The sequence below is a fragment of the Algibacter pectinivorans genome (genome assembly GCF_900112595.1).
GTDB lineage: Bacteria > Bacteroidota > Bacteroidia > Flavobacteriales > Flavobacteriaceae > Algibacter_B > Algibacter_B pectinivorans.
In genome coordinates, this window is record NZ_FOMI01000012.1 from 54589 (window position 1) to 81527 (window position 26939).

Sequence of the window (26939 nt, forward strand, 5' to 3'; positions counted from 1 at the left end):
AGTAATCTTGAAGATTTTGCTTTACTGTAATTTACTTGGGTACTACTTTTAGTTAATATGGCTTCTTTAACCGAAATATTATGCTCTAAAGCATAATCTTAATAGTCTTGAAGCGACCATACTTTAGGTTGAGTTTCTTGAGCAAAAAGAACTTTCACGAAAAAGAAACTTAATATGATTGTGAATATTTTAATATTATTGAGTGTTTGAATTTAACACTTCAAAAATGAAACTTAATAGGCTCTATATAAAATCTAATCTACGTTTGGCGATATTGCCTATACCGAATCTGTTATTTTATCGATGGGATTTTTACACAAATAGCCTTAATTGAGAAATAAAATTACATGCACAGAAATTATGCATAATATAATGAGACCAGAATTAGCCTTAGCAAAGCTTTAAAAGTGCTATTACACACTTAAGATTTCTTGTAGTTATTTTTTAATTGTTCTTTACGAGGAGCACAAGACAAGGTGTGTCCATTTTTGTATCATCTAAAGTAGTTTCTTGAAAGGACCAAGCGTATTGTAAATCGGCTAAATCTGCAGTCCATAGCCTATAATATTTATTGCTTTGCTTAGAGAGGGTTGTTAAAAACGGAAACAATTGTGCTTTTAATGTTTTGGCTTCTTCTTGATGCCTTTTGTATTCATCGATATCCAAATGATCTGGAACAAAAAACTTAAGTGTATCTGCTTCCGCAGCTGTTGGTAAGCGCCATGTTTCAGCATTTGCAAAAGAGACTTTACAATTTCCTAAAGTATAATTCTTTTTAAAAATAGTTGGTCGCTGTTCTAGCGTTAAGGTTGGAAACGGGTTTTTAACATAAATACCTTTTCCGAATAAATCACTGGCTTCCGTCCATGTTAGTTGATTTGGGTCTCCAATAAATTCTGAACCATTCCAAATTGTTCCCCATGGAGCCCTTATCCAAGTTATATAATTGGTGTTATCTTTAACTGTTCCGTTTCCGTATATCGTCCAAGTACCAAAATATTTAGATTTTAGGTCAATAGGATCATGCTCTTTGGTAATATTTCTATTATTCCCAAAATCGGTTTCTTTAAAGCGCTTAGTGTCTTCTATTTTCGATGGTTTCTTTTTGTAAAAGAAATACCTAGAAACCATCCAAGAGACTAGAATTCCAATAACAGTAATAATAATCTCTTTTAAAGTAAAGGTTTCAAAAAAACTTATAACATTGTCCATTAGCCCAACCATTTATTTATATGTTTTAAATTTAATCTTTTTTAGATGAATGGTAACAATGATTTTCCCACTATTAATAGGCTTTAATTTTTAAGATAAAAAATTTAGGGCGCAATTAGATTAATCTTTTGTATCATTTTTTAGTAAAAAAAAGAGAGAACACCTATTTTCGCGCCATGTGGATGTATTTAGGATTATTAGCAGCTCTTTTTTTAGGTTTACACAATCTGTGTAAGAAACATGCTGTACAAGATAACGAAGTGTTTCCGGTACTATTAGGCACCATTTCCGCTGGGTTTTTATTGATTCTGCCTTTCTACATAGGCTCTAAATTATACCCAGAACAAATGCTAAAAATGGAACTCTATATCACAGACATTCCATTAAAAACACATGGTTTTATTATTATTAAATCGGCTATAATGGCCGCATCTTGGGTTCTTGCATACCAAGCACTAAAACATTTGCCCATAACCATTGTAACTCCTATTCGATCTGCTGGTCCGTTTTTTACTTTTATAGGTGCCGTTACTATATATCAAGAAAAGCCTAACTTTTGGCAGTGGATTGGTTTTTTCTTGATTATTTTTTCTGTATTCCTTTACTCAAGAATAGGTAAAAAAGAGGGTATTATTTTTAAGAAAAACAAATGGATTTTCGCCATTATAGGCGCTACCTTTTTAGGCGCTTCTAGTGGTTTATACGATAAATTTCTAATTCAGACTTTAGCTTTAAACCCGCAAACATTACAGTTTTGGTTTTGCTTTTACACCATTCTTATATTACTTATTATACTATCTATAACGTGGTTTCCGCATGCCGACAAAAGAAAGGCTTTTAAGTGGCGATGGACTATACCTATGGTTGGTGTATTGTTACAAATAGCAGATTACTTCTATTTTAAAGCATTGCAGGACCCAGAAGCCTTAATTATGTTGCTGTCTGCGATAAAACGAAGTCAGATTATTATAGCCGTAGTAGTTGGCGGACTTATTTTTAAAGAACAAAACAAACGCAAAAAATTAATCCCGTTAGCTGGTATTATGGCTGGTGTATTTTTAATACTTTACACCTAATAGAGTCAAACTAGTAAAGTAGTAAGCGCTACAAAATAGTAATGCGCACCTTTTTCTTTTTTAAACGCGAATTGTTTAATCGATTTACTAAATCGTCTGCTTTGGCTAGTGGCACCCCTACAAAAGCACAATCTTGCTTGAGTTCAATAGTCCCTAGTTCGTCTTTATTAATGCCACCTTGTTTAAAAAACAAACCAGCAATATCCCCTTTAGATATTTTATCTTTTCGGCCACCGGAAATAAACAACGTTTCCCAATATTGAGGTTTTACCGGAGCTTTCTTAGTAATATTAATTCCTTTTACATCCTGAATAAATTCAGGAAGACGTTGGTCTTGCCATTTTAAAATGTAAGCTGTTCCCTTAGCAGTCATTCTAGCAGTTCTTCCGTTTCTATGAATAAACTCCTCTTCATGCCTTGGTAACTCATAATGAATAATGTAGCTTAATTCCGGAATATCAATCCCTCGTGCTGCCAAATCAGTAGCTAGCAGGACTTGCGATGTGCCGTTTCTAAATGTGATTAAAGAACGTTCTCTTTCCTTTTGCTCCATGCCTCCAGAAAAGCTACTGTATCTAATTTTATTACGCTTTAAAAAGTTTGCAACCACATCAATACTATCTCTTAAATTACAGAAAATAATACCTTGTTCGTTACCAATATGCTGTAATAAACCTAATAGCGTTTTAAGCTTATTTTGGTCTGGCGAAATCACTGTTTTAATTGTTAGTTTCGAAGCTACTTTTTCTTTTAAATAGTTTATTGTTATGGGCTTACCCATTCTTACAAAACCCGGGACCTTAACACCTTGAGTGGCAGAGGTTAAAATACGCTTATTTAAACTAGGTATTTGACCAATTAAGGCCTTCATTTCATCTTCAAAACCATCCTCTAACGACTTATCAAACTCATCTAAAACAAGTGTTTTTATACTTGATTTATCAAAACGATTGGCATCAAAATGATCTAACAAACGGCCCGGTGTTCCTATTAAAATTGCAGGGTTATGCTTTATTTCTATTTTGTCTTTAGACATGGGTCTACCTCCATAAACCGCATTTACTTTATACCCAGATCCCATAGAACGAATAACTTGTTCTATTTGTATAGCTAACTCTCTAGAAGGTACAATTATTAAAGCTTGAATGGCTTCAGATTCTGGATTTAAACCCTGTAGTAATGGTAAAGAAAAGGCTAACGTTTTTCCTGTTCCGGTTGGCGACAATAAAATAGTATTGGTGGCTTCTAAAATTATTGGAACCGCCTCTTCCTGCATAGGATTTAACGCTTCAATATTTAATTTTTGCAAGATATCTTCTTGATTTTTTATACTATTTGCCATAATAATTTATGTGTGTTGATGCGTTTTAAATTTTTATAATACTTACTAATTCTTGTTAATTTTACTCATTTTTATGAGAGAAATTTGTACTAAAATTAGTTTTCAATTTTAATCTGTCTTCAAATAATTTCGATAGAAGTCGGAATCACTTGAACTGACGGACAAAACTATATTATAAATCAAACCCATAATTCTATTTCTTTTTACCTTTTTTGGAACCATCGGACTTAGGAATTACCGAGCCTGTTTCTGCTAAATAATTTGCTAATATCTTATCAACCAATTCCTCTTTTGTTAAATGATGAAAAATGGTTTTTATTTTAGATTTAAAATCTTCTGAAACCTCACGATTTGGTTTGGTTTTAAATATTTTTTTGGCCCAAATTAAGCCGTTGTTTTCTTCAATACTTTGTGCATCAGCTTTAATAAACTCATTAAACGTGATACCTAATTCGTTTTCAAATTCTGGAATATCTTCAATTTCATCTTGTTGAATAATACTTAACGAAAGCCCTTTGGCACCTGCCCTAGCCGTTCGGCCGCTTCTATGCACATAAGCTTCAAAAGTATCAGGTAAATGGTAATTTACTACGTATTCTACATCTTTAACATCAATACCTCGAGCAGCCAAATCTGTAGCCACTAAAATACGTATATGGCCTTCTCTAAATTGGCCCATTATACGATCGCGAATACCTTGGGTTAGACTACCGTGTATAGCACCAGAAGAAAATTTATTTATAGCCAGTTTTTTAGCCAGTTTATTTACAGCAGCTTTGGTTTTACAAAATATAATACCGCGTTGCCCTTCTTTTGAGTTTAAAAAATGAAGTAAAACCTCTAGTTTTTCTATGGGCTCAACAACCACAAATTGATGATCGATACCTTGATGCCCAAGCGTTGCCATATCTGCTTCTATTTGCACCACATGTTTAGCCATGTAATTTTGCACCAATTGCTTAATGGTTCCTGGCATAGTTGCTGTAAATAAAAAGGTACGTCGTGTTTTAGGAAGACCTTTTATAATAACATCTACTTCCTTTTTTAATGCACTTACCATCTCATCGGCCTCATCTAACACTAAGTACTTTATACTTTTAATATTTATGGCGCCACGCTCCATTAAATCCACCAAACGCCCTGGCGTTGCCACGACAATATGAGTTGGCGTTTTTAAGCGTTCTATTTGCGGTTTAATAGGTATACCACCGCAAACCGATGCTATTTGTAATTCTGGACTTTGCGCCGAAAACGCTACGAGGTTATTATATATTTGCTGCCCTAACTCTCTTGTAGGTGCTAATATTAACCCTTGTACGCTATTGTTTGCTGTATCTATAAGTTGTAATAATGGTAAACCAAAAGCTGCGGTTTTACCCGTCCCTGTTTTAGCTAAAACTACAACATCTTCTTTTTGATTTAGAACCGTAGGAATCGTTTTTACTTGAATATCTGTTGGTACAGAAATCTGCAAATCTGCAAGCCCGCTTTGTAACTGAGCATTAATACCTAAATCCGAAAAGTTCTTTGACATAAAAATAATTTTGACAAAGGTAAGTATTAACCTTTAGTTGAAGTATGTAATAATGATCTATGATTTTAAAAATCCGTCTGCTAACTAAAGGCTACAAAAAAAAGTCCGACGTATATATTACGCGGACTACTATTATTAACTAAGGTTCACTTTTTTTACTCGATTAATTATATATTATTTAGTTAAATCGCATAAAGACATTTAGGTTAGCCTAACTAAAACTTAATTTAGGCTGTGATAAAATGTTTTTGAATAAACCTCCTGTTTCAATGGTTCGTATTAGTTTGTTTTGATGGAACACGTCTGTGTATCGTTCTCCATGTTTATACCAAACACATTCCAAATAGCTATTATAATCTACCACGCCCAAAACAGGGTCTTTTTTGGGTACATATTTTAAAACTTGCATTTTTGGCGCGGTAAGTTTCCCTCTAAGTTTTACCCAATCGCCAGATTTAAATTTTCTTTGCATACCATTAAAATTTTAAAAATTAAACAATTAGTAATAGAGAGGAGACCCCGCAAGGTCTCCTTCCATATACTGCTTACTTGAATCTAAAATTTTAGTGACTAGATTACGAAATTTTAATGCTTCGGGCCGGTTTTTGTTTAGCTTCTTCCTTTTTAGGGAGATTAATACTTAAAATACCGTCCTTATAGGTTGCATTAATTTTTTCATCGTTTACACTTTCTGGTAGTGTAAAAGTTCTTTTAAAAGAAGAGTATCCAAACTCTCTACGTGTGTAGTTGTCTTCTTTTTGTTCCGTTTCCTTCTGTGTTTCCGTAGAGATTGATAAAACCATATTGTCTATATCGATTTGAAAATCGGACTTTTTTAAACCTGGCACAGCCATTTCCACAGTATAATCGTCGGCAGTTTCTTTAATATTTACCTTTGGTAAAGTAATACCCGTGTTAAAGTTTGATGAAAAGACCGATGGCAAATCACGGTTAAAAATGTCGTCTAACCAATTGGACAACGTCGGGAAGTTTTGATTTGAATTGCTGTTCGCTAAATTTCCGTTTTTAGGAACACTAACTAAATTGCTCATAATTACAAAATTTTAAATTAAACATTATTTCAAATTTGAAATCTTAATTGATTTCGGTTTAAATAGAACAAAAAAAATACCAAACTAAAAAAAAGCATGGTACAACCTAAATTAGACTTAAAATCCGGGTGTTTTTCTGTCAATTTTTCAGAAGCAGAGTGTCTTATTTTTACCTAAAAGTCATATTGACATTTTAAGTTTGGTACTACACAAACAATTAGGACAAAATGCCTTGGCAGTATGGTGTACTAGCGCTTGCAAAGGAACGCACAAGACCTAACCCACAACTCGTTTAAATTTTAGGTATAAAAAAACCACCTGTAAAAGATGGTTTAATAATTTTGGTAAGTTATATGCTATTTTACAACCCTTACATTGGTAGCAATGGGTCCTTTAGGACTTTTTTCTACCGTAAAGGTTACTTTATTTTTCTCTCTTATTTTGTCTATAAGATTTTTGGTATGCACAAAGATTTCGTCGCCAGAATCTTTTACAGTTATAAAGCCATATCCTTTTTTGTAATTAAAAAATTTAACTGTGCCTTCTTTTAAGCTTGTTTCTTTTTTACTGCCAAATAATCTACTTATAAAATCTTTAATCAACTTTTCTAATTTTTATTCGACCTATTAAAAGTCTACTTAATTATACTTCACTAAGGCACAAAAATAGCATAAAAAATAGCGTTTAAAAAAAATACAGTGAATAATAGCGCTTAGTTTTTTAAAATAAGTGCAATCGAGGACTATATTCTTATATTTGCATACCTAAAAAAGCAGATTTAAAGCTTGGAACAAATAAAAAAATATTTAGATCAAATTGCTACCATATCTCAATCGGATTGGGATTTTTTTATGTCCAAATTACAGCGTCGTGTTATCCCTAAAAAAAGCGTTTTTTTAAAGCTTAACGAGGTTGAAAATCATATATCCTTTATAGAATCTGGTGTGGTACGTTTATTTATACCAAAAGATAACCCTGAAAAAGAAATTACGTTTGGCTTTAGTTTTAAAGACCAATTTGTAAGTGCTTACGATTCTTTTTTAACCCAAACCCCATCGGCTTACCAGTTACAAGCCCTTACCGAAACAACTATTGTAAGCATAACGTACAACGATTTGCAAGACGTTTATAAAACCACACAAATTGGCAATTTAATAGGCCGCTTAACTGCCGAACGCCTATTCTTACTAAAATCTAAACGCGAACAAAACCTGTTAAACTTAACTGCCGAGGAGCGTTATATGAAATTGTTTAAGGAACGCCCAGAACTTTTAAAGGTAATTCCATTAAAATATATAAGTTCTTATATTGGTGTTACTGCACAAGCCTTAAGCCGAATTAGAAAACGTTTATAGCACCAATTTATTGATTTAGGTTCATTGTTTTAAACACCACGCGCTAGTATCTTTGTAAAAAAAAGTTATGTTAGTTGTCCTTTTCGTTATTGTACTTTGGTACGGAGGTCTATTTTTTCAGTCGTTCTTTCTGCATAGATATGCGGCTCATCAAGTATTTACCATGAGTAAAACCATGGAACGTATCACCTTTGTATTAACCTGGATTTTTCAAGGTTCTAGCTATTTAAGCGCCTACGGATACGGTATTATGCACCGTATGCACCATGCTTATACAGATACCAATAAGGATCCACATTCGCCATCGCACGATCCTAATTTATTTGCTATGATGTGGCGCACAAAAACCATTTATCAAGATATCAATAAGGAGCGAATAGCTATAGACCAACGATTTACCAAAAACGTACCGCAATGGAAATCTTTTGATGCTTTTGCAAGTTCTCGTTTTTCTAGACTATTGTGGATTGGGCTTTACATACTCTTTTTTGCCCTCTTTGTAACTGCTTGGTGGCAATGGCTTTTACTACCTATTACGTTTTTAATGGCGCCTATACATGGTGTTATTATTAACTGGTTTGGTCATATTTACGGTTATGTAAATTTTCAAATGAAAAACACTAGTAAAAATCTATTCCGTTTCGATTTTTTAATGATGGGCGAAGGTTACCATAACAACCACCATAAACACGCTAACAGAGCAAATTTTGGAGTAAAATGGTACGAAATAGATATAACGTATCTTATTATTAGAGTATTGGACGCCCTAGGTTTAATACACCTTAAACCCATTCCTGTAAAAAAATAAACATTTGGGCGTTACCCTAAAAAGGGTCAGGCTTTCCAGTACAAGTCCTCGCTCCTCCTACGTCGGGCTGTGGGCTTTCCCTTGCAATCCTTAACGCACTTATTTGCCCTCTTTAGTGTTTGCAGTAGCTGCTAGTGTGCCCGAATAAGAAATAAAGGTTCTAGTCGTGCCCGATAATTGTATTTCGGCTTTTAAACTAGGAAAAACAATAATTTGCGTTTTAAAATTTTCACCTTTACTTTTAGCATCAAACGTTATGGTATACGTTTTATTTTTCCCTTCGGTAACCGTATAATCTTTCATTAAACCTTCTAACTCTATAGTACTATCGGCACCACCATAATCGCCACTCATACGGCGCTCGCCAAAATAAGGTAGATGCGACGAAATACTATCGCCTTTAATAGTTAAAAAATTATAATTGCCAATTAAACTAATTACGCCACCTGCATTATCGGGTCGCGTAATACCAGAATTTAAAACCTGTTGCATGGCATTGGTAATTAATGGATATGCCCTGTCCGATTCTATGGTGAAGTTTTTGCTGGCAATTAAATTCTCGAAATTTTGAATATCAGCTTCCTTAAATTCAGCTGTTTTGCAAGACAAAACTATAGTGAATACGAATATAAAATAAGCAAGATTTGTTTTCATTTGCAGTGTATTTAAAGCTATACACTAAAATTACAACAAATAAAATGAAACCAATTTTTAATTAAGAATGGTATTTATGGCAGCTATCCAATTTTCGATAGTGGTTACATTAGTATCTAAAGCAACGCTTCCATTACCGTAAGGCGCATAAATATTTGGATTAGTAAACGAAAAGAAACCAACGCAAGGCGTTAAAGATGCACTAGCCAAATGCATAACACCATTATCGGCTGCAATAAAAATACTTGTATTGCGAATTATAGCCCCCATTTCTCTTAAGTCTTTACTATAAAAATGAGGTGCCTTAAAATTAATTTTAGAGATATTCTCTATGGGCAGCATTTCTATAATATTATAATCTGGGTACTCTTGTTTTAATCGGCTATAAAAAGTTTCCCACCACGCTTCAGAATAGCACTTAGCGCCTGTGGCATTAGTATAAATACAAATGGTTTTTTTATCGTTTTTGGTAATATCTTTTAAAATGGTTTTACCCTTTTCTATTTCATTAGCATCAAGTTTAATGTCTAAAACAGGCATTTCGGTATTTGCTTTATCCAAACCAATTTTAGCTAAATAATGTCTTAAATTATAAATGGGATATTTTGAAATATGTTGGTGGTCCGTATACGTACTTTTTATGCTATCATCAATATCACCAAAAACCTTAACTCTTGCCTTAGCCATTTGGGTTAGTAGTCTTCCTGATGATGAGTTTTTATCGGCATTAATAACCAAATCGTATGTTTTCTTCTTAATAGAAATCCAACTTTTAGCGTATTGATATAAGTTATTAAATGGTTTTTTAGGTAACTTTATAATGTTATTTATTTGGCTGTAGTTTTCAAAAACAGGGTGCGCTACACCGCCTTTTACAAACAAATCTATTTGGCAGCCATCAAACGTATTAATAACCTCTTGCACCAATGGCGTTAATAATAATTGATTTCCTAAGCGATGGTTAGGCCTTATTATTAAAACGGTTTTAATTTCAGAAGCATGAATGTCGCCCTTTTTGGGTTCGCTATATGCACTACCAATATTTTTGGTAATGCTGCGCATAATTTTTCTTCTGTAATTATTAACTCGGGTTTTAAAACTCATGAAATAAAATATTCAAATAAATTGCGGCAAAATTACAAATTATAATGTCCTATATAATTTATTGTTTAATTATTTTTTTGCCCTTGTAAATAATATTTAAAACTAGGCCTGCTATAATTAAGGCGATACCTAACAAACTCCAAAACGTATAAATTTCGCTAAAAAAGAATACACCAAAAAGCAAGGTGAAAATTACTTCTAAATATTTAAGGGGTGCTACTTGCGTGGTAGATGCCGCTTGCAATGCTTTGGTCATGTTTACCTGCCCAAAATAGCCAAAAACTCCTAAAGCTAGTAATAAAGCCCACTCCTTACCTACTGGCTGTACCCAATTGTTAATGGATAACAAACCACCAACTAGGGTAGAAATAACTAAAAAGTAATTAACTACAACAACAGGATGATCGCCTTTACCTATTTTACTAATAATAATATAAACCAGACCAATAAAAATGGCCGATATAAAAATTAGGATTAAACCAAACCAATTTAACTCGGTATTGAATCCTTTTAATATAATAACACCAGAAAATGCCATGGCAAAAAATAGCCATTGTAAGGCTTTCACTTTTTCTTTTAGTAAAAAAACAGCAAAAATAGCAGCAAAAATGGGTCCCATATAACGTAACGACACTGCAGTTCCTATGGGTAGGTATTTAGTAGACATAAAAAATAAGGTCATAGATACAACACCTACTAAGCCTCTAAGCACTAAAAGTTTTCTATTGTTTCCTAGTAAAGGAATTTTATTTTTTAACAGAAAGCCAAATGTAAAAAACAAAGAGCCAATGGACCTGAAAAACACAATTTGGTAAGCACTAATGTGTGTTAAATATTTTACTGTTGCATTCATACAAGCAAAGGCTATGGTGCTTATAATCATGAATTTAATAGCTTGCTTAACGTCCAATACTTCTTAATTTAAAAAGGCGTTTCGTATTTATAAAATAAACACCAGTTAATAAAACTCCGGCTGCAATAATGGATTGTAAAGTTATTTGCTCGTCTAAAATCCACCAGCCTAAAATTAAAGCTATAATAGGATTTACATAAGTTGACGTTGCTACTTTTTCGGGAGATACTTCTTTTAAAAGATAATTGAAAGCTGTAAAAGCCACAATACTTCCAAATATAATAAGGCCACCCATGGCCCATTGTACATCAGTCTGCCAAACATTTGGCAACGACCAAGGTTCGTTTAAACATAAACTTACTATGCACAGCATAATACCGCCGGTAAGCATTTGATAGCCTGTGTTAACAAAGTGGTTTTTTGGTAAATCGGCATTGCCAACAAAAATACTGGCATACGCCCAACAGAGCATGCATAAGAATATTAAAATCATACCTAATATTTGCCCTTCCTTGTTTATTATTTGATTTTGGCTAACTAATAAAAAAATACCTATAAACCCTAATACTACACCAATGTAAGACATGGTTTTAATCTTTTTTCCGAGGAAAATACGCATCATAATTAAAACCACTAAGGGTTGCGACGAAATCTCTAAAGCTGCAAAACCACTATCTATATATTTTAAAGCCACAACCGCTAAACCATTGCCTAAGGTTAAAAACAGGGCTCCTGCTATACAGGTGTTTATAAATTGCTTTTTGGTAATACTAAGACTAATACTCAAGCTTTTTGCAATAATAAAAATGATTATACTTGCCACAAGAAATCTAACGGCGGCAAGAAAAAACGGAGGTAATTGTGATACTGCTATTTTATTAAGCATATAGGTAGATCCCCAAATAACATAAATAGCAAAAAAGGCTAAAATTATAAGAACCGTTTTACGCGATGCACTCATAATTTTAGCCTTTTATATAATGTATAGTCCTAGTGTGATACTAGAAAAATTTTTAAATCTTTTTAACTCTTACGGCATTCATTCCTTTTTGCCCACGCTCTAACTCGTAAGTTACTTTGTCGTTTTCCTCGATATCCTCAAGTAAACCACTAACATGCACAAAATATTTTTCTTGGTTTATACTATCTAAAATAAAACCAAAACCTTTAGAATGATCAAAGAAAGAAACTTTCCCTTCTTTGTTTGCTGGCTCTTCTTCTTCTCTATCCTCTTTCTTAGGGATACCTAACTCAATACTTTCTGCCTCAACCTTTTCGCGCATTGCTGGGTCTGGCGGTGTATCGGTTAAATTTCCATTAAAATCTACATAAGCAAACTGAATTCCTTGTGGGTTTTCTTTAGCTTCAGCTCTTCGAGCATCTTTCTTTTTTTGCTTTTCTTCTCTCTTTTTTAAGCGCTTTTTTTCTTTTTCAATTTTGTTAAATGTTACTTGCGATTTTGCCATAGTTTAAATACTCCTGCTGGGTTTTAATATTAATATAAAACAAAGATACGCCTTATTTCCATGATGTTATAATAAACAGCATATTATTAAGCTTTCAGAATCGTAAATAACTTTATGGCGTTAAAATATGTCGTTAGGCGTTATAGCAATCCTAAAATCGACATCTATTTTATATTGGCAAAAGAGCAACCATTACTAAATAAATGAATTGTAACCACTTTTAATATTTTATTACCTTATAGATATGTGGTCTAATCCTCAGGAGGAAATCCATGAATCTGCTCGAAAACTTCGTCAAAATTAGTACGTAAATAGGAATTTAATTTCTTGCGGTAATCGCCTTTTAACCAATCTACAAAATTATAGGTGCTTTTACTAATACACTTTGTATAGCGCTGAATTCTAAAATCAATATCGTCACCTAATTGTTTAGCTAGTGCCAAAGCATCGTAAACATCTTCGCTGTTTTCAATACAAATTTTAGCATGTTGCTCTATAGATCGCTCTAAAACTACTTTTGATGATTCTCCGTTTCTAATAGAATCTACATAGGTTTTTTGGATATCGAAATGGACGTCTTCAGATTTAGCAAACTCTGCGCGTAAAGCATCTGGCATTTCATACCTAAAATTACTTTCTAACTCATCGTCCGATAAAATAGAATCTAAATAATAGGTTGGCGATTTAAAAATACGTTGCCAATCTAAACCATCGCCCCAAGGTCCAAAACGGTGGAAGTTGTTACCTAAGTCGATAACAGAAAAGGTTTTCTTATCCTTTAAAATACGAGATCCACGACCAATCATTTGGTAGTAAAGCGTTAACGATTTTGTTGCTCTATTTAAAATAATACTTTCTACAGTTGGCTCATCGAAACCAGTAGTTAAAATACTAACCGAAGTTAAAACAGCTCCCGGAGTATTTTTAAACCACTTTAATATCATGGAACGCTCCTTTTTGGTATTGGTATTATCTAGGTGCGCTATAGGGTAACCCGCTCGTCTAAAGGTATCATACACATGTAACGAGGTTGTAATACCATTATTAAAAATAAGGGTTTTCTTTCCTTTTGCACGCTCTTCGTAAGCCTGTAATAATTTAGATAACATGTCGTTATCCGTATACAAATCTTCTGAAGATTTAACCGTATAATCCCCATTTGCACCTACCACTAACGAGGTTAACCCTACGTTATAAGTAAACATTTCTGCTCGTGCTAAAAAGCCATTTTCAATAAGGGATTCAATGCTTTCTCCAACAATTAGTTCATCATAATTATCGGTCATAGGTAATTCTATGCTAGAACTTAATGGTGTTGCTGTAACACCTAATATAAACGATTTACTAAAAAACTTAAATAGTTTAGTAAATGAGTTGTAATGCGCCTCATCAATAATAACTAGACCTATATCGGAAATATCTAGTTTATCGTCATTTAATCTATTATTTAAGGTTTCCACCATTGCAACAAAACAGCTAAATTCTGCTTGATCACTTAAATCTGCCTTACTGTCTACTACCTTATTGCGTACACCAAACTCAGTAAGCATATTCGAGGTTTGCTTACATAGCTCTATTCGGTGCGTCATTACTAACACCTTCTTTTTATGGTGCTTTAAATATTGTCTTACTATTTCAGAAAAAATAACCGTTTTACCACCACCTGTTGGTAACTGATAAAGTAAGTGGTAATCTTCTGGAGATTCCTCAAAAGCAGTAAATATCTTATCTATTGCACCTTTTTGGTAACTATATAAACTTTTACCTTCTGCTCTCTCTTCTTGTTCTAATTCTGCTTTTGTAACCGACATATTTTAAATTTTGAAACGTGCAAAAATAACATCTTTAAAGGGGTTATCAAGCATTTTTGCTGTGAAATTATTAAACTTATATTAACAGCTAAAAAACGGAGCGATATTTACACCTCCAAATTAATCTCTAACCCTCTGAAAAACAATGTTTTTTTATGAGCACAAATTTTAATTTGATACATTCCGTAAAATGTTAAGCCTGTAATTTAGCTATAATTCTTAAAAGGTTTTAATACCTTTGGATTTCTTAAAAATGCATTATGAATATAAACGATAAATCTGAAGTAAAAGAATATTTAGCCAACGAAAGCAGGTATGATAATATGACCTATAATCGCTCTGGAAAAAGCGGCGTTTTACTACCCGCACTTTCTATTGGTTTGTGGCATAACTTTGGGTTTGTCGATCCTATTCAAAATGGTAGAGACATTTTAAGAACGGCGTTCGATTTAGGAATTACTCATTTCGATTTAGCCAATAATTATGGACCACCTTATGGATCGGCCGAAGAAAATTTTGGAACCATCTTTAAAAAGGATTTTAAAGCGTATAGAGACGAATTATTTATAGCTACCAAAGCTGGTTTTGATATGTGGCCGGGGCCTTACGGTAATTTAGGGTCTCGAAAATATTTAATATCAAGTTTAGACCAGAGTTTAAAACGGATGGGATTAGATTATGTTGATATTTTCTATCATCATAGGCCAGACCCAGAAACGCCTTTAGAGGAAACCATGGGTGCATTGGCAGATATTGTACGCCAAGGCAAAGCTTTATATGTTGGTATTTCTAATTATAGTCCAAAAGATACCCAAAAGGCCGCAGAACTTTTAAAAGAACTAAAAGTGCCTTTTATTTTGCATCAAGCTAGATATTCTATGTTCGATCGCTGGGTTGAAGATGGCCTGCTTGATACTTTAGAAAACAACGGTGTGGGCTGCATTGCTTTTTCTCCTTTAGCGCAGGGTATGCTTACCGATAAATATTTAAACGGTGTCCCGGAAGGATCTCGCGCTGCTAAAGATTTAACGTATTTAAATAAAGAATCGGTTACAGATAATTTAGATAAAATAAAAAAGTTGGATGCTATAGCTAACGAACGCGGACAAAAATTATCTCAAATGGCTATTGCTTGGATATTAAGACAACCGCAGGTAGCATCGGTATTAGTAGGCGCTAGTTCTTCAAATCAATTAAAAGAAAATGTAAAAGCTTTAGATCTATTGAGTTTTTCAGATGAAGAATTGAAGTTGATTGAAAGCATAATAGCATAAAAAACAACTACTCTTTTATAATAATAATAGTCACTTTTACCCCTTTGGATAAGGCCCATACTTTTCCAGAGATTACTTTATTCCATTCATCTACAATTCTATATTCTGCTGTATTAGGTCCAGACGCACCTTCGTTTACGGCATAAAAATCTATTTTATTTAATCCGTCTTTTAATTTTAGCTTAAAGCCTCCAAACCCTTCGGTTAAATATGCACCCGATTTTATTACATCGTCGTCCACTAAAACTCTAAGTACATCGCCATCAATAGCGCTATAATCTCTGTATTTAATATATATAAATTTAGATTTTGTTCTATAATCGCCCCAATAGGCATCTTCTTTTAATCCAGCATTTTCACCATGACCTTCAGGCAATAACTCTTTTTCTACCTGCCCTAGCCTTTTACTATATAATTCTCCCGGATTTCCAAACTCTTCTTCAGGAAACATGGAGAATTCTTTTTTAGGCATTTCTAGATTTGGAGTCACTTTTGGTCTGTTTAAACCAATAGTGCTACTACTCTCAATAGGTTTAGAAGGTGTTAATGGTGCTATATCTGCTGTATCTTTTTTACTTTCTACGGCAGGTATAGAAAAAGATTTATTTTTACTATCTATTTGCGCTTCAATAGACAGCGAAAAGCATATTAAAATAAGTAAAAAAGCATAAGGTTTCATCAATCTATTATCAATTTATAGTTTATGGATTGAGGGCTATTAATTTATCAAAGATATTTCTTTCTTAGAAAATCACCCTGTTTAATTCCAATATTTAGTAATGGTTTAACAAATACCATACCTAAATCCATCAATAATTAACAAAAATCTATATCTATTTTCAATGTTTTACTTCATTTTAAAATAAAGATGGGATTATTTCGGTACTGTTTTTGTGACTTCTAAAAAATATTAACATTTTAAAATCTATTTTATGAGACACTCAAAATTAGTACCAGAAGTAAATGCGGGATCCATGGCAGATATCGCATTTTTATTACTCATCTTTTTTCTAGTAACCGCTACGATATCTTCCGACGAAGGTATAAACCGAGTCCTTCCAAAAGACTGTCCTACCAATGATTGTGGTGGTATAATTGCCGAACGAAATATTTTAAGAATTGCCATTAATAGTACTGATGATATTCTAATTGAAGATGAACTCGTAACCTTATCTGAAATTAAAGAGATTGTTAAAAACTTTGCGGATAATAATGGTGATGCGAGTTGTAATTATTGCCATGGTAATAAAGCATCGACTGCTTCAGATAACCCTAACAAAGCCGTTATATCCTTACAAAACAGCAAGCAAACAACTTACAAAACCTTTGTTGCTGTGCAAAATGAATTAACAAAAGCCTATTATGAACTAAGACAAGGATACAGCTTAAATGTGTTAGGAAAACCTGCTGTAAATTTAACAACAACTGAGGAAAACCAAGTGAAAAAGGCTTATCCTTTTATTATTTCGGAAGCTGAAACGAAATAAATAACAATTTTTAAGATTGAGTTATTTTGGCGGCAAACTTAATAACTCAATTTTTATAAGCTTTAAAGCTTAAGAATACCATATTCAATTTTCACTTTTTTTCTTCCCCAGGTTTTAGCGGCTTTAACATCTTCGCCCATATAAATATCTATCCTGTTTCGCCATTTAGAGTGCATTTTATCCTTAACCCAATACACACCTTTAAGTCCTTCTATTTTTACTGGGGTATCCTGATTTAACCCTAGTTTTAGTAAATCGCGAGAAACCGCAATATACTTTAGCCCAGGTTTTAAACTATCTCCAAACGCCGTTATATGCGGATTCGAATTGGTTTGGTATGCCAAAGAATTATAAGCGGTAGCCGTAACCTGTAAAGGCCTCCAAACATAAATGTCTTCAATGGTTGGTTTAGACTTGCCACAGCTTAAAACTATAAAAACACAAATACAAATAAAGGTTTTTAAAATTATAGGTTTATTCATATTAAAAGGTAATACTTAATACGCTAATAACGTTTTTAAAGCCGTTTCAAACCTATTTTTAGGCAAATATTGCTGCTCTAACTGAGCGGCAAACGGAATTGGAGTTTCTATACTAGCAACCCGCATTACAGGTGCATCCAAATATTTAAAACATTGCTCCATAATATTTGCCGAAATATCACTTGCAATACCACCAAAAAGGGAGTCTTCTTGCAAAATAATGGCTTTCCCTGTTTTTTTAACCGAGGTATAAATACACTCTAAATCTAAAGGCTGAAGGGTTCTTAAATCTATAACATCTGCCGAAATATCAAGGTTGTTATCTAAAGTTTCTAATGCCCAATGCACAGCAGCTCCGTAGGACACTATAGTAACATCGTTTCCAGCTTTTATAACCGAAGCCTTACCAAAAGGCAAGGTATAATAATCCGTAGGTACCTCTTGACGAATACTACGATATAACGCTTTATGCTCAAAAAACAATACAGGATTTGGGTCGTTAATAGCTTGATTTAATAAGCCTTTAGCATCATAAGGAAATGCCGGATAAACCACTTTTAAACCTGGTGTTTTGGTAAACCAAGCCTCGTTGGTTTGCGAGTGAAACGGTCCTGCAGCCACACCTCCACCGCAAGGCATTCTAATTACTACATCGGCATTTTGTTTCCATCTGTAATATGACTTCGCCAAATAATTAACAACAGGATTAAAGCCAGAGCTTACAAAATCGGCAAACTGCATTTCTACTACACTCTTAATACCGGCAATAGATAAACCCATAGCTGTTTCAATTATAGCCGATTCGCAAATAGGTGTATTGCGCACGCGCTCCTTTCCAAATTGATCCATAAATCCTTCGGTGATTTTAAAAGCCCCTCCGTATTCTGCAATATCCTGCCCCATAATCACTAGGTCTTCATGCTGCATCATGCTTTCCTTCAAACTACTTGAAATAGCATCAATAAATCGAATCTCTTTAGGTCCTGAATTACTATTAACATATTCATTTTTAATTAATTGAAAAACATCACTTAACTCTTCACTTTCATTGGGTTTTATATCCTCTTCTTCATTAGCGACCTTTAAATGCTCATTAATTTCTTTGTTAATTTCAGCTTTAAAATCTGCTTCAAGCTCTTCTGTTAAAATAGTTTCTGCTTTTAAAAACGCTTCAAAATTTAAAAGCGGATCTTTAGTTGTCCACGACGTAATAAGTTCCTCCGGTACATATTTAGTGCCACTAGCTTCCTCATGTCCGCGTATTCTAAAGGTTTTAAATTCTACCAAAATAGGTCTAGGCTTTCTTCTTATATCTTCGGCAAGAGCATTTACCTTTGTATAAACTTCAAGAATATTATTACCATCTATAATATGCGATTCCATACCATATCCTAAGCCTCTATCTGCCAAATCCCTACAATTATATTGCTCATGAGTTGGTGTAGATAAACCATAACCATTGTTTTCTATACAGAATAAAACCGGTAATTGCCAAACAGATGCTACGTTTAAAGCTTCATGAAAATCGCCTTCACTTGTACCACCTTCACCAGTAAAAACAGCTGTAACCTGATTTTTGTTTTTTAGTTTTGAAGCTAAAGCAATACCATCGGCAACTCCTAACTGCGGACCTAAATGTGAAATCATTCCAACAATTTTATATTGCTGCGTACCAAAATGAAATGATCTATCTCTGCCCTTAGTAAAGCCCGAAGCTTTCCCTTGCCATTGTGCAAATAATCTGTATAACGGGATTTTTCTGGTGGTAAAAACACCTAAATTTCTATGCATGGGTAAAATATATTCATCGCTGTGCATAGCCATAGTAACGCCAACCGAAATAGCTTCTTGACCAATACCCGAAAACCACTTACTAATTTTTCCTTGACGCAATAAAACAAGCATCTTCTCCTCTATTAGCCTTGGTTTCAGCATATTCCTGTACAAGGATAATAATACAGATTTGTCTAAATTACCTATAGAATAATTAAAGTTTATTGAAGAATTTGTAGCTTTCATAATAAAATCCCTATTACACTACCAAATATAATATAAATAGAACGCATTATTAACAAAAAATGCTTATTACACAGTACAAATAACTTTGAATGTTTTTGTACATTTGTTTTATTCACACCATAAAAGAACAGCAATGAATATCATACCAAGTGTTAATTTAAAGGACTTTCTATCTAATGACCCTGCTAGAAAGCAAAAATTTGTTGAAGCCATAGGAAAAGCTTATGAAGATATTGGTTTTGTAGCACTTAAAGGCCATTTTTTAGATGATGCTTTAGTTGATAATTTATATAAGGAAGTTAAAAACTTTTTTAGTTTACCAACCGAAACAAAACAGAAATACGAAATACCAGGAATTGGCGGTCAACGCGGATATGTTTCCTTTGGAAAAGAGAGTGCCAAAGGTAAAAAAGAAGGCGATTTAAAAGAATTTTGGCATTTTGGGCAATATGTTGATGACAATGATGCATTAAAAGCCGAATACCCAGAAAATGTAACTGTAAACGAGCTTCCTGAATTTAATAAAATTGGCAAAGAAGCTTACCAAATGCTAGAAAAAACAGCAAAGTATGTATTACGTGCTTTAGCATTGCATTTGGATTTAGAAGAAACTTATTTTGATAATTTTATCCATAATGGCAACTCTATTTTAAGACCCATACACTACCCACCTATAACAGAAGAACCTAAAGAAGCTGTTAGAGCTGCCGCGCATGGCGATATTAATTTAATAACCCTTTTAATGGGTGCTCAAGGTCGTGGCTTACAAGTACAAAACCACAAAGGCGAATGGGTAGATGCTATTGCCGAACCAGACGAGTTAATGATTAATGTTGGCGACATGCTATCTAGACACACCAATAATAAGTTAAAATCGACTATACATCGTGTTATTAACCCACCAAAGGAACTTTGGGGTACTTCACGCTATTCTATTCCGTTTTTTATGCACCCGATTAGCGAAATGAAATTAGATGTTTTAGAGGGTTGTATTGATGAAAACAATCCTAAACAATTTGATGATATTACCGCTGGCGAATTTTTAAACGAACGCTTAATAGAATTAGGACTTAAAAAATAGTAACCATTACAAAGTTGGTAGTTGCATACGCTTGTATAATACTGCTTACTGAGGACTGTTAACTGAAGACTTAACGCATGGATTTACAAGATCAACTCAAAAATTTATTTCCAGAGCATGTTGAAGAAGAAACACCTTCTGAAATCAATGATTCTGAAAACATTTGGATGCAAGACGACCCCATACTTTGCAAGTATGAAAAGCGTAAAGGCAAACCAATAACCATACTTGAAGGGTATACTGGAGCAACCGAAGATTTTAAAATATTGGCAAAAGAAATTAAAACAAAACTTAGCGTAGGTGGCAGTTTTAAAGATGATAAAATCATTATTCAAGGGGATTATCGCGATAAAATAATGCAAATGCTAAAGGACAAAGGTTTTAATGTAAAACGTGTAGGCGGATAAAAGTATGAATAAACAACCACTGCATATTACAAATGGAGATTATCTTAATAAATACTTAAACGAACTTTCCATTGTTGGCGAAAAGTTAATATGGAAAGAAATGCTGTGTGAAGGACCTGCTAAGGAAACCATTTACAGCAAAGAGCATATAGAGCTTAGACATCATTTTTTTAACGATTTTTATAATGTTGAATTAGACCTAGACCAAGTTGATTTTGTTTTAAACGAGCAGCTTGCTCATACAGAGCGTTACTCTGAAATTGTTCTATGGTTTGAATACGACTTATTCTGCCATATAAACATGGTTGCCGTAATTAGTTTGTTGCAACAAAAAAAAATAGACCTTCCGCTTTATTTGGTTTGTAGCGGGCGTGTTCCAGGAAGTAAAACATTAAAAGCGTTAACCGAACTTAATACCGAACAACTTCTAGATCACTATAAAAACAAAATAGCTTTAAACAAAAGTGATATAGATATAGCTACAACTGTTTGGGGTATTTACTGCGGTAAAGATCATAATTTATTAAAGCCTTTTATTGTTAAAAATTCGTCGTTTAAATACTTAACAAATTGCTTAAAAGCACATTTAAAACGTTTTCCAGATTCAGTTAACGGACTAAACACCTTAGAAAAAAACATATTAGAAATTATTAGAGACAACACTATAAAATCTAAACACCATCTTTTAGGCTATGCTTTAAACTACCAAGGTTACTACGGCTTTGGCGATATGCAACTTAAACGTTTAATAGATAAATTAAGTGTTTTTTATACCGAAGAAAACGATGCCATAGTTTTAAATAGAACGGGCCACGAAACGCTTATTGGGCAATATAATTCTTCACATAAAATTGATAGCAATATGTGTTTTGGCGGCGTAAATAAATACGAATACCAATTTAACAAAAAGCTAAACAAACTAGTTAAAACAGTAACCAATGTCGATTAAAGAATCAGAACTTATTTTAAATCCAGATGGTAGCATTTATCATTTAAATTTAAAACCAGAACACATTGCAGAAACCATAATTTTTGTAGGAGACCAAGATCGAGTTACTAAAGTAACGTCGCATTTTGATTCTATAGAATTTGAAACTCAAAAACGCGAATTTAAAACTCAAACTGGTTACTATAAAGGCAAACGTATTACCGTAATGTCTACTGGAATAGGTCCAGATAATATAGATATTGTACTAAACGAGCTAGATGCACTTGTAAACATCGATTTTAAAACAAGACAAATAAAAGACACCCTTACAAGCTTAAATATTATAAGAATAGGTACTTCTGGATCTTTACAAAAAGACATTGATGTCGATTCGTTTTTAATTAGCACACATGCCCTAGATTTAAATGGCTTGTTACAAGCTTATAAAACAGATACAATTAGAACTCCAGATCTTGAGGCCGCCTTTACCAACCAAACCAATTGGCACCAAGACAAAGCAAGCCCTATAATAATTAAAGGGAGCGCAGATTTAGAAAAGCTGTTTCAAGCCAACCATATACATAAAGGGTTAACAGCAACCGCTGGTGGGTTTTACGGACCACAAGGTCGCGTTTTACGTTTGGCTATTCAGGATGATAAACTAAACGACAAAATGGACGCTTTTAATCATAATGGCATTAGAATTACCAATCTAGAAATGGAAACCTCTGCAATTTATGGACTTTCAAGTCTCTTAGGTCATAAAGCCATTTCTCTAAATGCCATTATAGCAAACAGAGCAATAGGTACATTTAGCAAAGATTCTAACACCGTAATTACAAACTTAATTACTTACGCACTAAACAAAATTACAGATAAAACCGATTGATTAATGAAGAAAGTTAATATTGGCGGTGTGCCAGAGCATTTTAATTTAGCTTGGTACTTAACGCTTAAAAATGGCGAATACAAAGACAAAAACATAAACCTACGTTGGCACGATTATTACGGCGGAACGGGTGCCATGTGTAAAGCCCTTAGAGATGGCGATATTGATATTGCCGTTATTTTAACCGAAGGTATTATAAAAGATATTATAGATGGCAACCCTAGTAAAATTGTTCAGACTTACGTTGAGACTCCTCTAATTTGGGGTGTGCATGTGGCTCACAATTCAGACTACAAAAACGTAGAAGATTTAAAAGGTACTAAGGCTGCTATTAGCAGATATGGTTCTGGATCTCATTTAATGGCTTACATAAATGCCGAAAATCATAATTGGGATTTAGACCAAGATTTAGATTTTGAAGTTATAAAAAACCTTGATGGCGCAGTTGAAGGATTAACCGAAGGACAAGCCGATTATTTTTTATGGGAAAAATTCACCACCAAACCCATAGTAGATAACGGTGTGTTTAGACGCATAGATAATTGCCCTTCCCCTTGGCCTTGTTTTGTTATTGCTGTTAGAAATGAATTTATTGAGAATAATAGTGAGGAGCTAAAAACCATTTTAAACATTATAAACCAAACCACTTCCGGTTTTAAAGATATTCCTAATATCGATAAAACCATTGCCAATCGTTACGAACAGAAGTTAGAAGATGTACAAGAATGGTTAGGGCTTACCGAATGGTCGCAAACTTTAATTGATAAAGAAACCGTTATGAATGTTCAAAAAGAGCTGTTTGCCTTAAATATTATTCCAGAAATTGTAGACTACGAGAAGCTAACGCATAAACTATAACAACACATTTATATTAAATGTTAATTATAAATCAATTTAAGTTACAAAACTCAGGTATTTTCTATTTTTGAATTCTGAAAAAACACACAAAATGAAAAAATTACTTTTTATAGCACTTGCAGTAAGTGTTTTTAGTTGTAAAAAAGAAACACAAACTAAAACTGATAACCATGCTATTATATCTGGTAAAATTACAAATATACAACCAGGAACCCTTACTATTAATAGCGAAGACCGAACGTTTTCGGCGCCAGTAAAAGTAGAAGCAGACGGAACTTTTATCGATACTTTAAGTACCGATATAAAATCTTATGTGTTATACGATGGTAAAAATCCAGTATTTTTAAATATAGCTCCAGGCTTTAATTTAAACATAACATACGATGCTGCTAATTTTGATAATACGATAGCAATTTCTGGTAATGGCTCTAAAATAAACAACTATTTTGTTGCTAAAAGAAAAGCAGAAATGGAACTTGCTAAAAAAAGTGCTGAAATCTTTGTTTTAGACGAAGCAAGCTATAAAGCCAAAATGTTAGAGTTTAAAAACACCCAAGAGGATATTTTAAATAATGCTAAAGATTTACCTTCCGATTTTATTTCAAAAGAAAAAAGAAGCATTAATTACGGGTATTTAAGTAGCCTTAGTAATTTTGAAAGAGCACATCAATACTTTACAAAAAATAATGACTTTAAAGTATCTGAAGACTTCTTAAAAGATTTAGACGGTATGGATTTTTCAAATGCTGAAGATTTTGAGTTTTCTAGCCATTATAAAGGTATTGTTAACGATCATTATGCTAGTAAGGCTCGCGAATTACAAACTAAAGATTCTATTGCTTACGATTTAGCATACCTTAAAACCGTAAGTGCTGTTGAAAGCGAACCTATAAAAAACACTTTATTATTTGAGTTTGTAAACTTTAATATGACGTATTCAAATGATGTTGATGCTTTATACAATACCTATTTAAAGAATTCTACCAACGAGAAAAACAATACTACGGTAACCAAAAAATACAACAAGCTTACTGCACTAAAAAAGGGAAAACCATCGCCTAAATTTACTAATTACGAAAATCACTCTGGGGGTAGAACCTCTTTAGAAGATTTAAAAGGAAAGTACGTTTATATAGATGTTTGGGCTACTTGGTGCGGACCTTGCATCCAACAAATACCACACTTACAAAAAATTGAAAAACAATATTTTGGTAAAAACATTGAGTTTGTAAGTATTTCTATTGATAAGAATAGAGATTACGAAAAATGGAAAACTATGGTAGTTGAAAAAGATTTAGGCGGTATACAATTATTTGCGGATAGCGATTGGAATTCGGCATTTGTTCAAGATTACCAAATTCAAGGTATTCCTAAATTTATTTTAGTAGACCCACAAGGCAATATTGTAGATGCTAATGCTCCTAGACCTTCAAGTCCTAAATTAATCGAATTGTTTAACGAACTGAATATTTAAACACCAATTTCATTATAAAAAAAGCCCTCATTAAAGTTTTTACTTTGTGAGGGCTTTTATCTTTTTATAGCTATTGGGCTTGCTGTTTTGCTTCCTCTTCTTGTTGTGGTGGTTGTTCGGGTTGTTTAAATAAATCTAAATACGCTTCACCTAAATAATCTATAACATGGCTAGCTATTAAACTTTGATATCCAAAATCTTCAACAGCTATATCTGCCGATTTACCATGCAAGTACACCCCAAAAATAGCAGCAACCAAAGGATTATAACCTTGCGACACTAAACCTGTAATAATACCCGTTAAAACATCGCCACTACCCGCTGTAGATAATCCAGAATTTCCTGTAGTATTTACATATAATTTATCATCAAATACCGTAATGCTATTAGCGCCTTTTATAATAACTATTACCTTATGCTTTTTAGAAAACGCTTTAACTTTTTTAAGCTTATCAAAGTCATCTTTCCAGGTTCCCATTAAACGCTCTAATTCTTTTGGATGCGGCGTTAAAATTGTAGATTCAGGTAAAAGCTTTAATAAAGATTTCTTTTTAGCTAGTAAATTAATACCATCGGCATCAATAACCAAAGGTGCTTTGTTGGTTTTTAAAAAGGCTTCAAATGCACTAGCCGTATCATTATCTGTCCCTGCTCCTATTCCAAAAGCTATAACAGTTGGTTCTAAATCAAATTTAATATTAGTAATCTTTTCTTCATCGCTATCCGTAATTACCATCGCTTCAGGAAAAGCTGCTTGTAATGGATAATACCCACATTTTGGTACAAATGCAGAAACTAATCCCGCACCCGAAGACAACGCAGCTCTACTAGCCAGTGTAACAGCTCCAATTTTACCATAACTACCGCCAACTATTAACGTATGTCCAAATTGCCCTTTATGCGAATATTTTTCACGCGGAATGTAATTAGATAATACTTCGTGTTTACCAATAAGTTCTACTTCGGTTTGAGTGGTATACAAAAACTCTTTATCTAAGCCTATATCCAAGACTTCCCATTGCACTGTGTATTTAGCAGTTTCTGGTAAAAAGAACACCAATTTTGGCGATGCAAAACTTAAAGTATACCCCGCCCAAACTACAGCATCTTCATCTTCAATTGCCTTATCTGGAAATAATCCCGAAGGGATATCAATAGCTAAAGTAAAGGCTTTACTAGCCCTAAAATGTAAAAATAATTGTTTTACCCATTCGTCTACCGGTCTATTTAATCCTATACCAAAAACAGCATCAACAATAATATCTTCTGGGTTTATAGCAGGAAAATCTTCGGCACAATTTAAAAGAACAGGCCATTTTTTAGTCACATTTTTAATCCTATCATAATTAACCAAAAAATCTTTGGATCGCTTATCGCTACAATTAATTATAAAGGTATTTACATTATAACCATGGGTTATTAAATGTCGCGCTAAAACAAGGCCATCGCCTCCATTATTGCCAATTCCGCAAAACACATGAATAGGTACTTGTGCCCCTTGCATTCGTGCATGTATCCAATTAAAAATTTGCGTACCTGCACGCTCCATTAATTCGGTTGAGGTAATATTTTGTCTTTCGGCAGTTAGTTTATCTCCTTCGTAAATCTGCTCTTTAGAAAATAGTTTCATTTGTTCTTTTTAATTATATTTTAACGCTCACATATAGCTTCCACATAGTTTGTATGTTAAGATTTAACTTTTCGTTATGGAAGTTTCATGTGTTATTATAGATTTTTCAATTCTTATTGCAATTTGTCGTTTTTTTTAAACGA

The 26939-nt window shown here is 33.4% G+C and carries 27 protein-coding genes; 11 read left to right on the forward strand and 16 right to left on the reverse strand.

Translation table 11 applies throughout. The features are described 5' to 3' along the window. Window positions 1–444: 444 nt before the first annotated feature. Window positions 445–1212: a hypothetical protein gene (locus tag BMY96_RS14970; protein WP_139205273.1), complete on the reverse strand. Its 768-nt coding sequence runs from the start codon at window positions 1210–1212 to the stop codon at window positions 445–447. Window positions 1213–1388: 176 nt separating this feature from the next. Here BMY96_RS14970 and BMY96_RS14975 point away from each other — a divergent pair, with 176 nt between their 5' ends. Further along, on the forward strand, window positions 1389–2288 hold the full coding sequence (locus BMY96_RS14975; RefSeq protein ID WP_092853652.1) for a DMT family transporter: 900 nt from the start codon (window positions 1389–1391) through the stop codon (window positions 2286–2288). A gap of 28 nt (window positions 2289–2316) precedes the next feature. Here the strand turns inward: BMY96_RS14975 and BMY96_RS14980 are convergent, their stop codons facing one another. The 5 genes from BMY96_RS14980 to BMY96_RS15000 form a co-directional block, all read right to left on the reverse strand. Further along, window positions 2317–3630 (reverse strand): DEAD/DEAH box helicase, encoded by a 1314-nt coding sequence (locus BMY96_RS14980; RefSeq protein ID WP_092853654.1) that lies wholly within the window; start codon window positions 3628–3630, stop codon window positions 2317–2319. Window positions 3631–3823: 193 nt separating this feature from the next. Then, window positions 3824–5164, reverse strand: a complete 1341-nt coding sequence (locus BMY96_RS14985) for a DEAD/DEAH box helicase (RefSeq protein ID WP_092853656.1) — start codon at window positions 5162–5164, stop codon at window positions 3824–3826. Between the two features lie 211 nt (window positions 5165–5375). Continuing rightward, on the reverse strand, window positions 5376–5636 hold the full coding sequence (locus BMY96_RS14990) for a YodC family protein (protein ID WP_092853658.1): 261 nt from the start codon (window positions 5634–5636) through the stop codon (window positions 5376–5378). A 103-nt stretch (window positions 5637–5739) separates the two neighbouring features. Further along, window positions 5740–6216 (reverse strand): Hsp20/alpha crystallin family protein, encoded by a 477-nt coding sequence (locus BMY96_RS14995; RefSeq protein WP_092853660.1) that lies wholly within the window; start codon window positions 6214–6216, stop codon window positions 5740–5742. A 356-nt stretch (window positions 6217–6572) separates the two neighbouring features. Continuing rightward, entirely contained in the window at window positions 6573–6818 is a 246-nt protein-coding gene (locus BMY96_RS15000; protein ID WP_092853662.1) for a cold-shock protein, read from the reverse strand. Window positions 6819–7001: 183 nt separating this feature from the next. On the opposite strand from BMY96_RS15000, the gene BMY96_RS15005 reads away from it, so the two are divergent. Next, window positions 7002–7571: a Crp/Fnr family transcriptional regulator gene (locus BMY96_RS15005; RefSeq protein WP_092853664.1), complete on the forward strand. Its 570-nt coding sequence runs from the start codon at window positions 7002–7004 to the stop codon at window positions 7569–7571. A gap of 67 nt (window positions 7572–7638) precedes the next feature. Then, window positions 7639–8379 (forward strand): acyl-CoA desaturase, encoded by a 741-nt coding sequence (locus BMY96_RS15010; RefSeq protein WP_092853666.1) that lies wholly within the window; start codon window positions 7639–7641, stop codon window positions 8377–8379. Between the two features lie 99 nt (window positions 8380–8478). Here BMY96_RS15010 and BMY96_RS15015 read toward each other — a convergent pair whose 3' ends face one another. The 6 genes from BMY96_RS15015 to BMY96_RS15040 form a co-directional block, all read right to left on the reverse strand. Beyond that, complete coding sequence (locus tag BMY96_RS15015; RefSeq protein ID WP_092853668.1) at window positions 8479–9033, reverse strand: DUF4251 domain-containing protein; 555 nt, start codon at window positions 9031–9033, stop codon at window positions 8479–8481. Between the two features lie 57 nt (window positions 9034–9090). Next, complete coding sequence (locus BMY96_RS15020) at window positions 9091–10137, reverse strand: glycosyltransferase family 9 protein (protein WP_092853670.1); 1047 nt, start codon at window positions 10135–10137, stop codon at window positions 9091–9093. 58 nt (window positions 10138–10195) lie between these two features. Then, window positions 10196–11020, reverse strand: a complete 825-nt coding sequence (locus tag BMY96_RS15025) for a DMT family transporter (protein WP_092853778.1) — start codon at window positions 11018–11020, stop codon at window positions 10196–10198. 16 nt (window positions 11021–11036) lie between these two features. Further along, window positions 11037–11951 carry an EamA family transporter gene (locus BMY96_RS15030; protein ID WP_092853673.1) on the reverse strand — a complete coding sequence of 305 codons (915 nt, stop codon included), beginning with the start codon at window positions 11949–11951 and terminating at the stop codon, window positions 11037–11039. Between the two features lie 52 nt (window positions 11952–12003). Next, window positions 12004–12456 carry a cold-shock protein gene (locus BMY96_RS15035; RefSeq protein ID WP_092853675.1) on the reverse strand — a complete coding sequence of 151 codons (453 nt, stop codon included), beginning with the start codon at window positions 12454–12456 and terminating at the stop codon, window positions 12004–12006. Window positions 12457–12707: 251 nt separating this feature from the next. After that, window positions 12708–14267 carry a DEAD/DEAH box helicase gene (locus BMY96_RS15040; RefSeq protein ID WP_092853677.1) on the reverse strand — a complete coding sequence of 520 codons (1560 nt, stop codon included), beginning with the start codon at window positions 14265–14267 and terminating at the stop codon, window positions 12708–12710. A 260-nt stretch (window positions 14268–14527) separates the two neighbouring features. Between BMY96_RS15040 and mgrA the strand changes: the two genes are divergently transcribed. Then, window positions 14528–15541, forward strand: coding sequence for an L-glyceraldehyde 3-phosphate reductase (mgrA, locus tag BMY96_RS15045; RefSeq protein WP_092853679.1), 1014 nt, complete (start codon window positions 14528–14530; stop codon window positions 15539–15541). A 7-nt stretch (window positions 15542–15548) separates the two neighbouring features. Here mgrA and BMY96_RS15050 read toward each other — a convergent pair whose 3' ends face one another. Then, window positions 15549–16223 carry a hypothetical protein gene (locus BMY96_RS15050; RefSeq protein ID WP_139205274.1) on the reverse strand — a complete coding sequence of 225 codons (675 nt, stop codon included), beginning with the start codon at window positions 16221–16223 and terminating at the stop codon, window positions 15549–15551. Window positions 16224–16473: 250 nt separating this feature from the next. Here BMY96_RS15050 and BMY96_RS15055 point away from each other — a divergent pair, with 250 nt between their 5' ends. After that, complete coding sequence (locus tag BMY96_RS15055; protein WP_092853683.1) at window positions 16474–17028, forward strand: ExbD/TolR family protein; 555 nt, start codon at window positions 16474–16476, stop codon at window positions 17026–17028. Between the two features lie 62 nt (window positions 17029–17090). On the opposite strand, the gene BMY96_RS15060 is transcribed toward BMY96_RS15055, so the two are convergent. Together BMY96_RS15060 and BMY96_RS15065 are read right to left on the reverse strand one after the other, a co-directional pair. Then, the gene (locus BMY96_RS15060) at window positions 17091–17510 is read right to left on the reverse strand and encodes a 3D domain-containing protein (RefSeq protein WP_245750667.1); all 420 of its coding nucleotides are present in this window, start codon (window positions 17508–17510) and stop codon (window positions 17091–17093) included. A gap of 15 nt (window positions 17511–17525) precedes the next feature. Further along, window positions 17526–19529 (reverse strand): alpha-ketoacid dehydrogenase subunit alpha/beta, encoded by a 2004-nt coding sequence (locus BMY96_RS15065; protein ID WP_092853685.1) that lies wholly within the window; start codon window positions 19527–19529, stop codon window positions 17526–17528. Window positions 19530–19662: 133 nt separating this feature from the next. On the opposite strand from BMY96_RS15065, the gene BMY96_RS15070 reads away from it, so the two are divergent. The 6 genes from BMY96_RS15070 (at window position 19663) to BMY96_RS15095 (ending at window position 25166) form a co-directional block, all read left to right on the forward strand. Next, on the forward strand, window positions 19663–20610 hold the full coding sequence (locus BMY96_RS15070) for an isopenicillin N synthase family dioxygenase (protein ID WP_092853687.1): 948 nt from the start codon (window positions 19663–19665) through the stop codon (window positions 20608–20610). Between the two features lie 77 nt (window positions 20611–20687). After that, window positions 20688–21017 (forward strand): translation initiation factor, encoded by a 330-nt coding sequence (locus BMY96_RS15075; RefSeq protein WP_092853689.1) that lies wholly within the window; start codon window positions 20688–20690, stop codon window positions 21015–21017. A gap of 4 nt (window positions 21018–21021) precedes the next feature. Further along, complete coding sequence (locus BMY96_RS15080) at window positions 21022–21966, forward strand: DUF1835 domain-containing protein (protein WP_092853691.1); 945 nt, start codon at window positions 21022–21024, stop codon at window positions 21964–21966. Continuing rightward, the gene (locus BMY96_RS15085; RefSeq protein ID WP_092853693.1) at window positions 21956–22834 is read left to right on the forward strand and encodes a nucleoside phosphorylase; all 879 of its coding nucleotides are present in this window, start codon (window positions 21956–21958) and stop codon (window positions 22832–22834) included. Before BMY96_RS15080 ends, BMY96_RS15085 begins: the two co-directional genes overlap by 11 nt. A 3-nt stretch (window positions 22835–22837) precedes the next feature. Next, a complete protein-coding gene (locus tag BMY96_RS15090) occupies window positions 22838–23692 on the forward strand; it encodes a substrate-binding domain-containing protein (RefSeq protein ID WP_092853695.1) in 855 nt (284 codons plus the stop codon). A 91-nt stretch (window positions 23693–23783) separates the two neighbouring features. Further along, window positions 23784–25166 (forward strand): TlpA family protein disulfide reductase, encoded by a 1383-nt coding sequence (locus BMY96_RS15095; protein ID WP_092853697.1) that lies wholly within the window; start codon window positions 23784–23786, stop codon window positions 25164–25166. 70 nt (window positions 25167–25236) lie between these two features. Here the strand turns inward: BMY96_RS15095 and BMY96_RS15100 are convergent, their stop codons facing one another. Then, entirely contained in the window at window positions 25237–26796 is a 1560-nt protein-coding gene (locus BMY96_RS15100; protein WP_092853699.1) for an NAD(P)H-hydrate dehydratase, read from the reverse strand. Window positions 26797–26939: the final 143 nt, after the last annotated feature.

Excerpts from the sequence above, each read along its gene's own strand:
- BMY96_RS14970 (WP_139205273.1), bottom strand. The coding sequence starts at position 1,212 with ATGGACAATGTTATAAGTTTTTTTGAAACCTTTACTTTAAAAGAGATT.
- BMY96_RS14975 (WP_092853652.1), top strand. The coding sequence starts at position 1,389 with ATGTGGATGTATTTAGGATTATTAGCAGCTCTTTTTTTAGGTTTACAC.
- BMY96_RS14980 (WP_092853654.1), bottom strand. The coding sequence starts at position 3,630 with ATGGCAAATAGTATAAAAAATCAAGAAGATATCTTGCAAAAATTAAAT.
- BMY96_RS14985 (WP_092853656.1), bottom strand. The coding sequence starts at position 5,164 with ATGTCAAAGAACTTTTCGGATTTAGGTATTAATGCTCAGTTACAAAGC.
- BMY96_RS14990 (WP_092853658.1), bottom strand. The coding sequence starts at position 5,636 with ATGCAAAGAAAATTTAAATCTGGCGATTGGGTAAAACTTAGAGGGAAA.
- BMY96_RS14995 (WP_092853660.1), bottom strand. The coding sequence starts at position 6,216 with ATGAGCAATTTAGTTAGTGTTCCTAAAAACGGAAATTTAGCGAACAGC.
- BMY96_RS15010 (WP_092853666.1), top strand. The coding sequence starts at position 7,639 with ATGTTAGTTGTCCTTTTCGTTATTGTACTTTGGTACGGAGGTCTATTT.
- BMY96_RS15015 (WP_092853668.1), bottom strand. The coding sequence starts at position 9,033 with ATGAAAACAAATCTTGCTTATTTTATATTCGTATTCACTATAGTTTTG.
- BMY96_RS15020 (WP_092853670.1), bottom strand. The coding sequence starts at position 10,137 with ATGAGTTTTAAAACCCGAGTTAATAATTACAGAAGAAAAATTATGCGC.
- BMY96_RS15025 (WP_092853778.1), bottom strand. The coding sequence starts at position 11,020 with ATGATTATAAGCACCATAGCCTTTGCTTGTATGAATGCAACAGTAAAA.
- BMY96_RS15030 (WP_092853673.1), bottom strand. The coding sequence starts at position 11,951 with ATGAGTGCATCGCGTAAAACGGTTCTTATAATTTTAGCCTTTTTTGCT.
- BMY96_RS15035 (WP_092853675.1), bottom strand. The coding sequence starts at position 12,456 with ATGGCAAAATCGCAAGTAACATTTAACAAAATTGAAAAAGAAAAAAAG.
- BMY96_RS15040 (WP_092853677.1), bottom strand. The coding sequence starts at position 14,267 with ATGTCGGTTACAAAAGCAGAATTAGAACAAGAAGAGAGAGCAGAAGGT.
- mgrA (WP_092853679.1), top strand. The coding sequence starts at position 14,528 with ATGAATATAAACGATAAATCTGAAGTAAAAGAATATTTAGCCAACGAA.
- BMY96_RS15055 (WP_092853683.1), top strand. The coding sequence starts at position 16,474 with ATGAGACACTCAAAATTAGTACCAGAAGTAAATGCGGGATCCATGGCA.
- BMY96_RS15060 (WP_245750667.1), bottom strand. The coding sequence starts at position 17,510 with ATGAATAAACCTATAATTTTAAAAACCTTTATTTGTATTTGTGTTTTT.
- BMY96_RS15065 (WP_092853685.1), bottom strand. The coding sequence starts at position 19,529 with ATGAAAGCTACAAATTCTTCAATAAACTTTAATTATTCTATAGGTAAT.
- BMY96_RS15070 (WP_092853687.1), top strand. The coding sequence starts at position 19,663 with ATGAATATCATACCAAGTGTTAATTTAAAGGACTTTCTATCTAATGAC.
- BMY96_RS15075 (WP_092853689.1), top strand. The coding sequence starts at position 20,688 with ATGGATTTACAAGATCAACTCAAAAATTTATTTCCAGAGCATGTTGAA.
- BMY96_RS15080 (WP_092853691.1), top strand. The coding sequence starts at position 21,022 with ATGAATAAACAACCACTGCATATTACAAATGGAGATTATCTTAATAAA.
- BMY96_RS15085 (WP_092853693.1), top strand. The coding sequence starts at position 21,956 with ATGTCGATTAAAGAATCAGAACTTATTTTAAATCCAGATGGTAGCATT.
- BMY96_RS15090 (WP_092853695.1), top strand. The coding sequence starts at position 22,838 with ATGAAGAAAGTTAATATTGGCGGTGTGCCAGAGCATTTTAATTTAGCT.
- BMY96_RS15095 (WP_092853697.1), top strand. The coding sequence starts at position 23,784 with ATGAAAAAATTACTTTTTATAGCACTTGCAGTAAGTGTTTTTAGTTGT.
- BMY96_RS15100 (WP_092853699.1), bottom strand. The coding sequence starts at position 26,796 with ATGAAACTATTTTCTAAAGAGCAGATTTACGAAGGAGATAAACTAACT.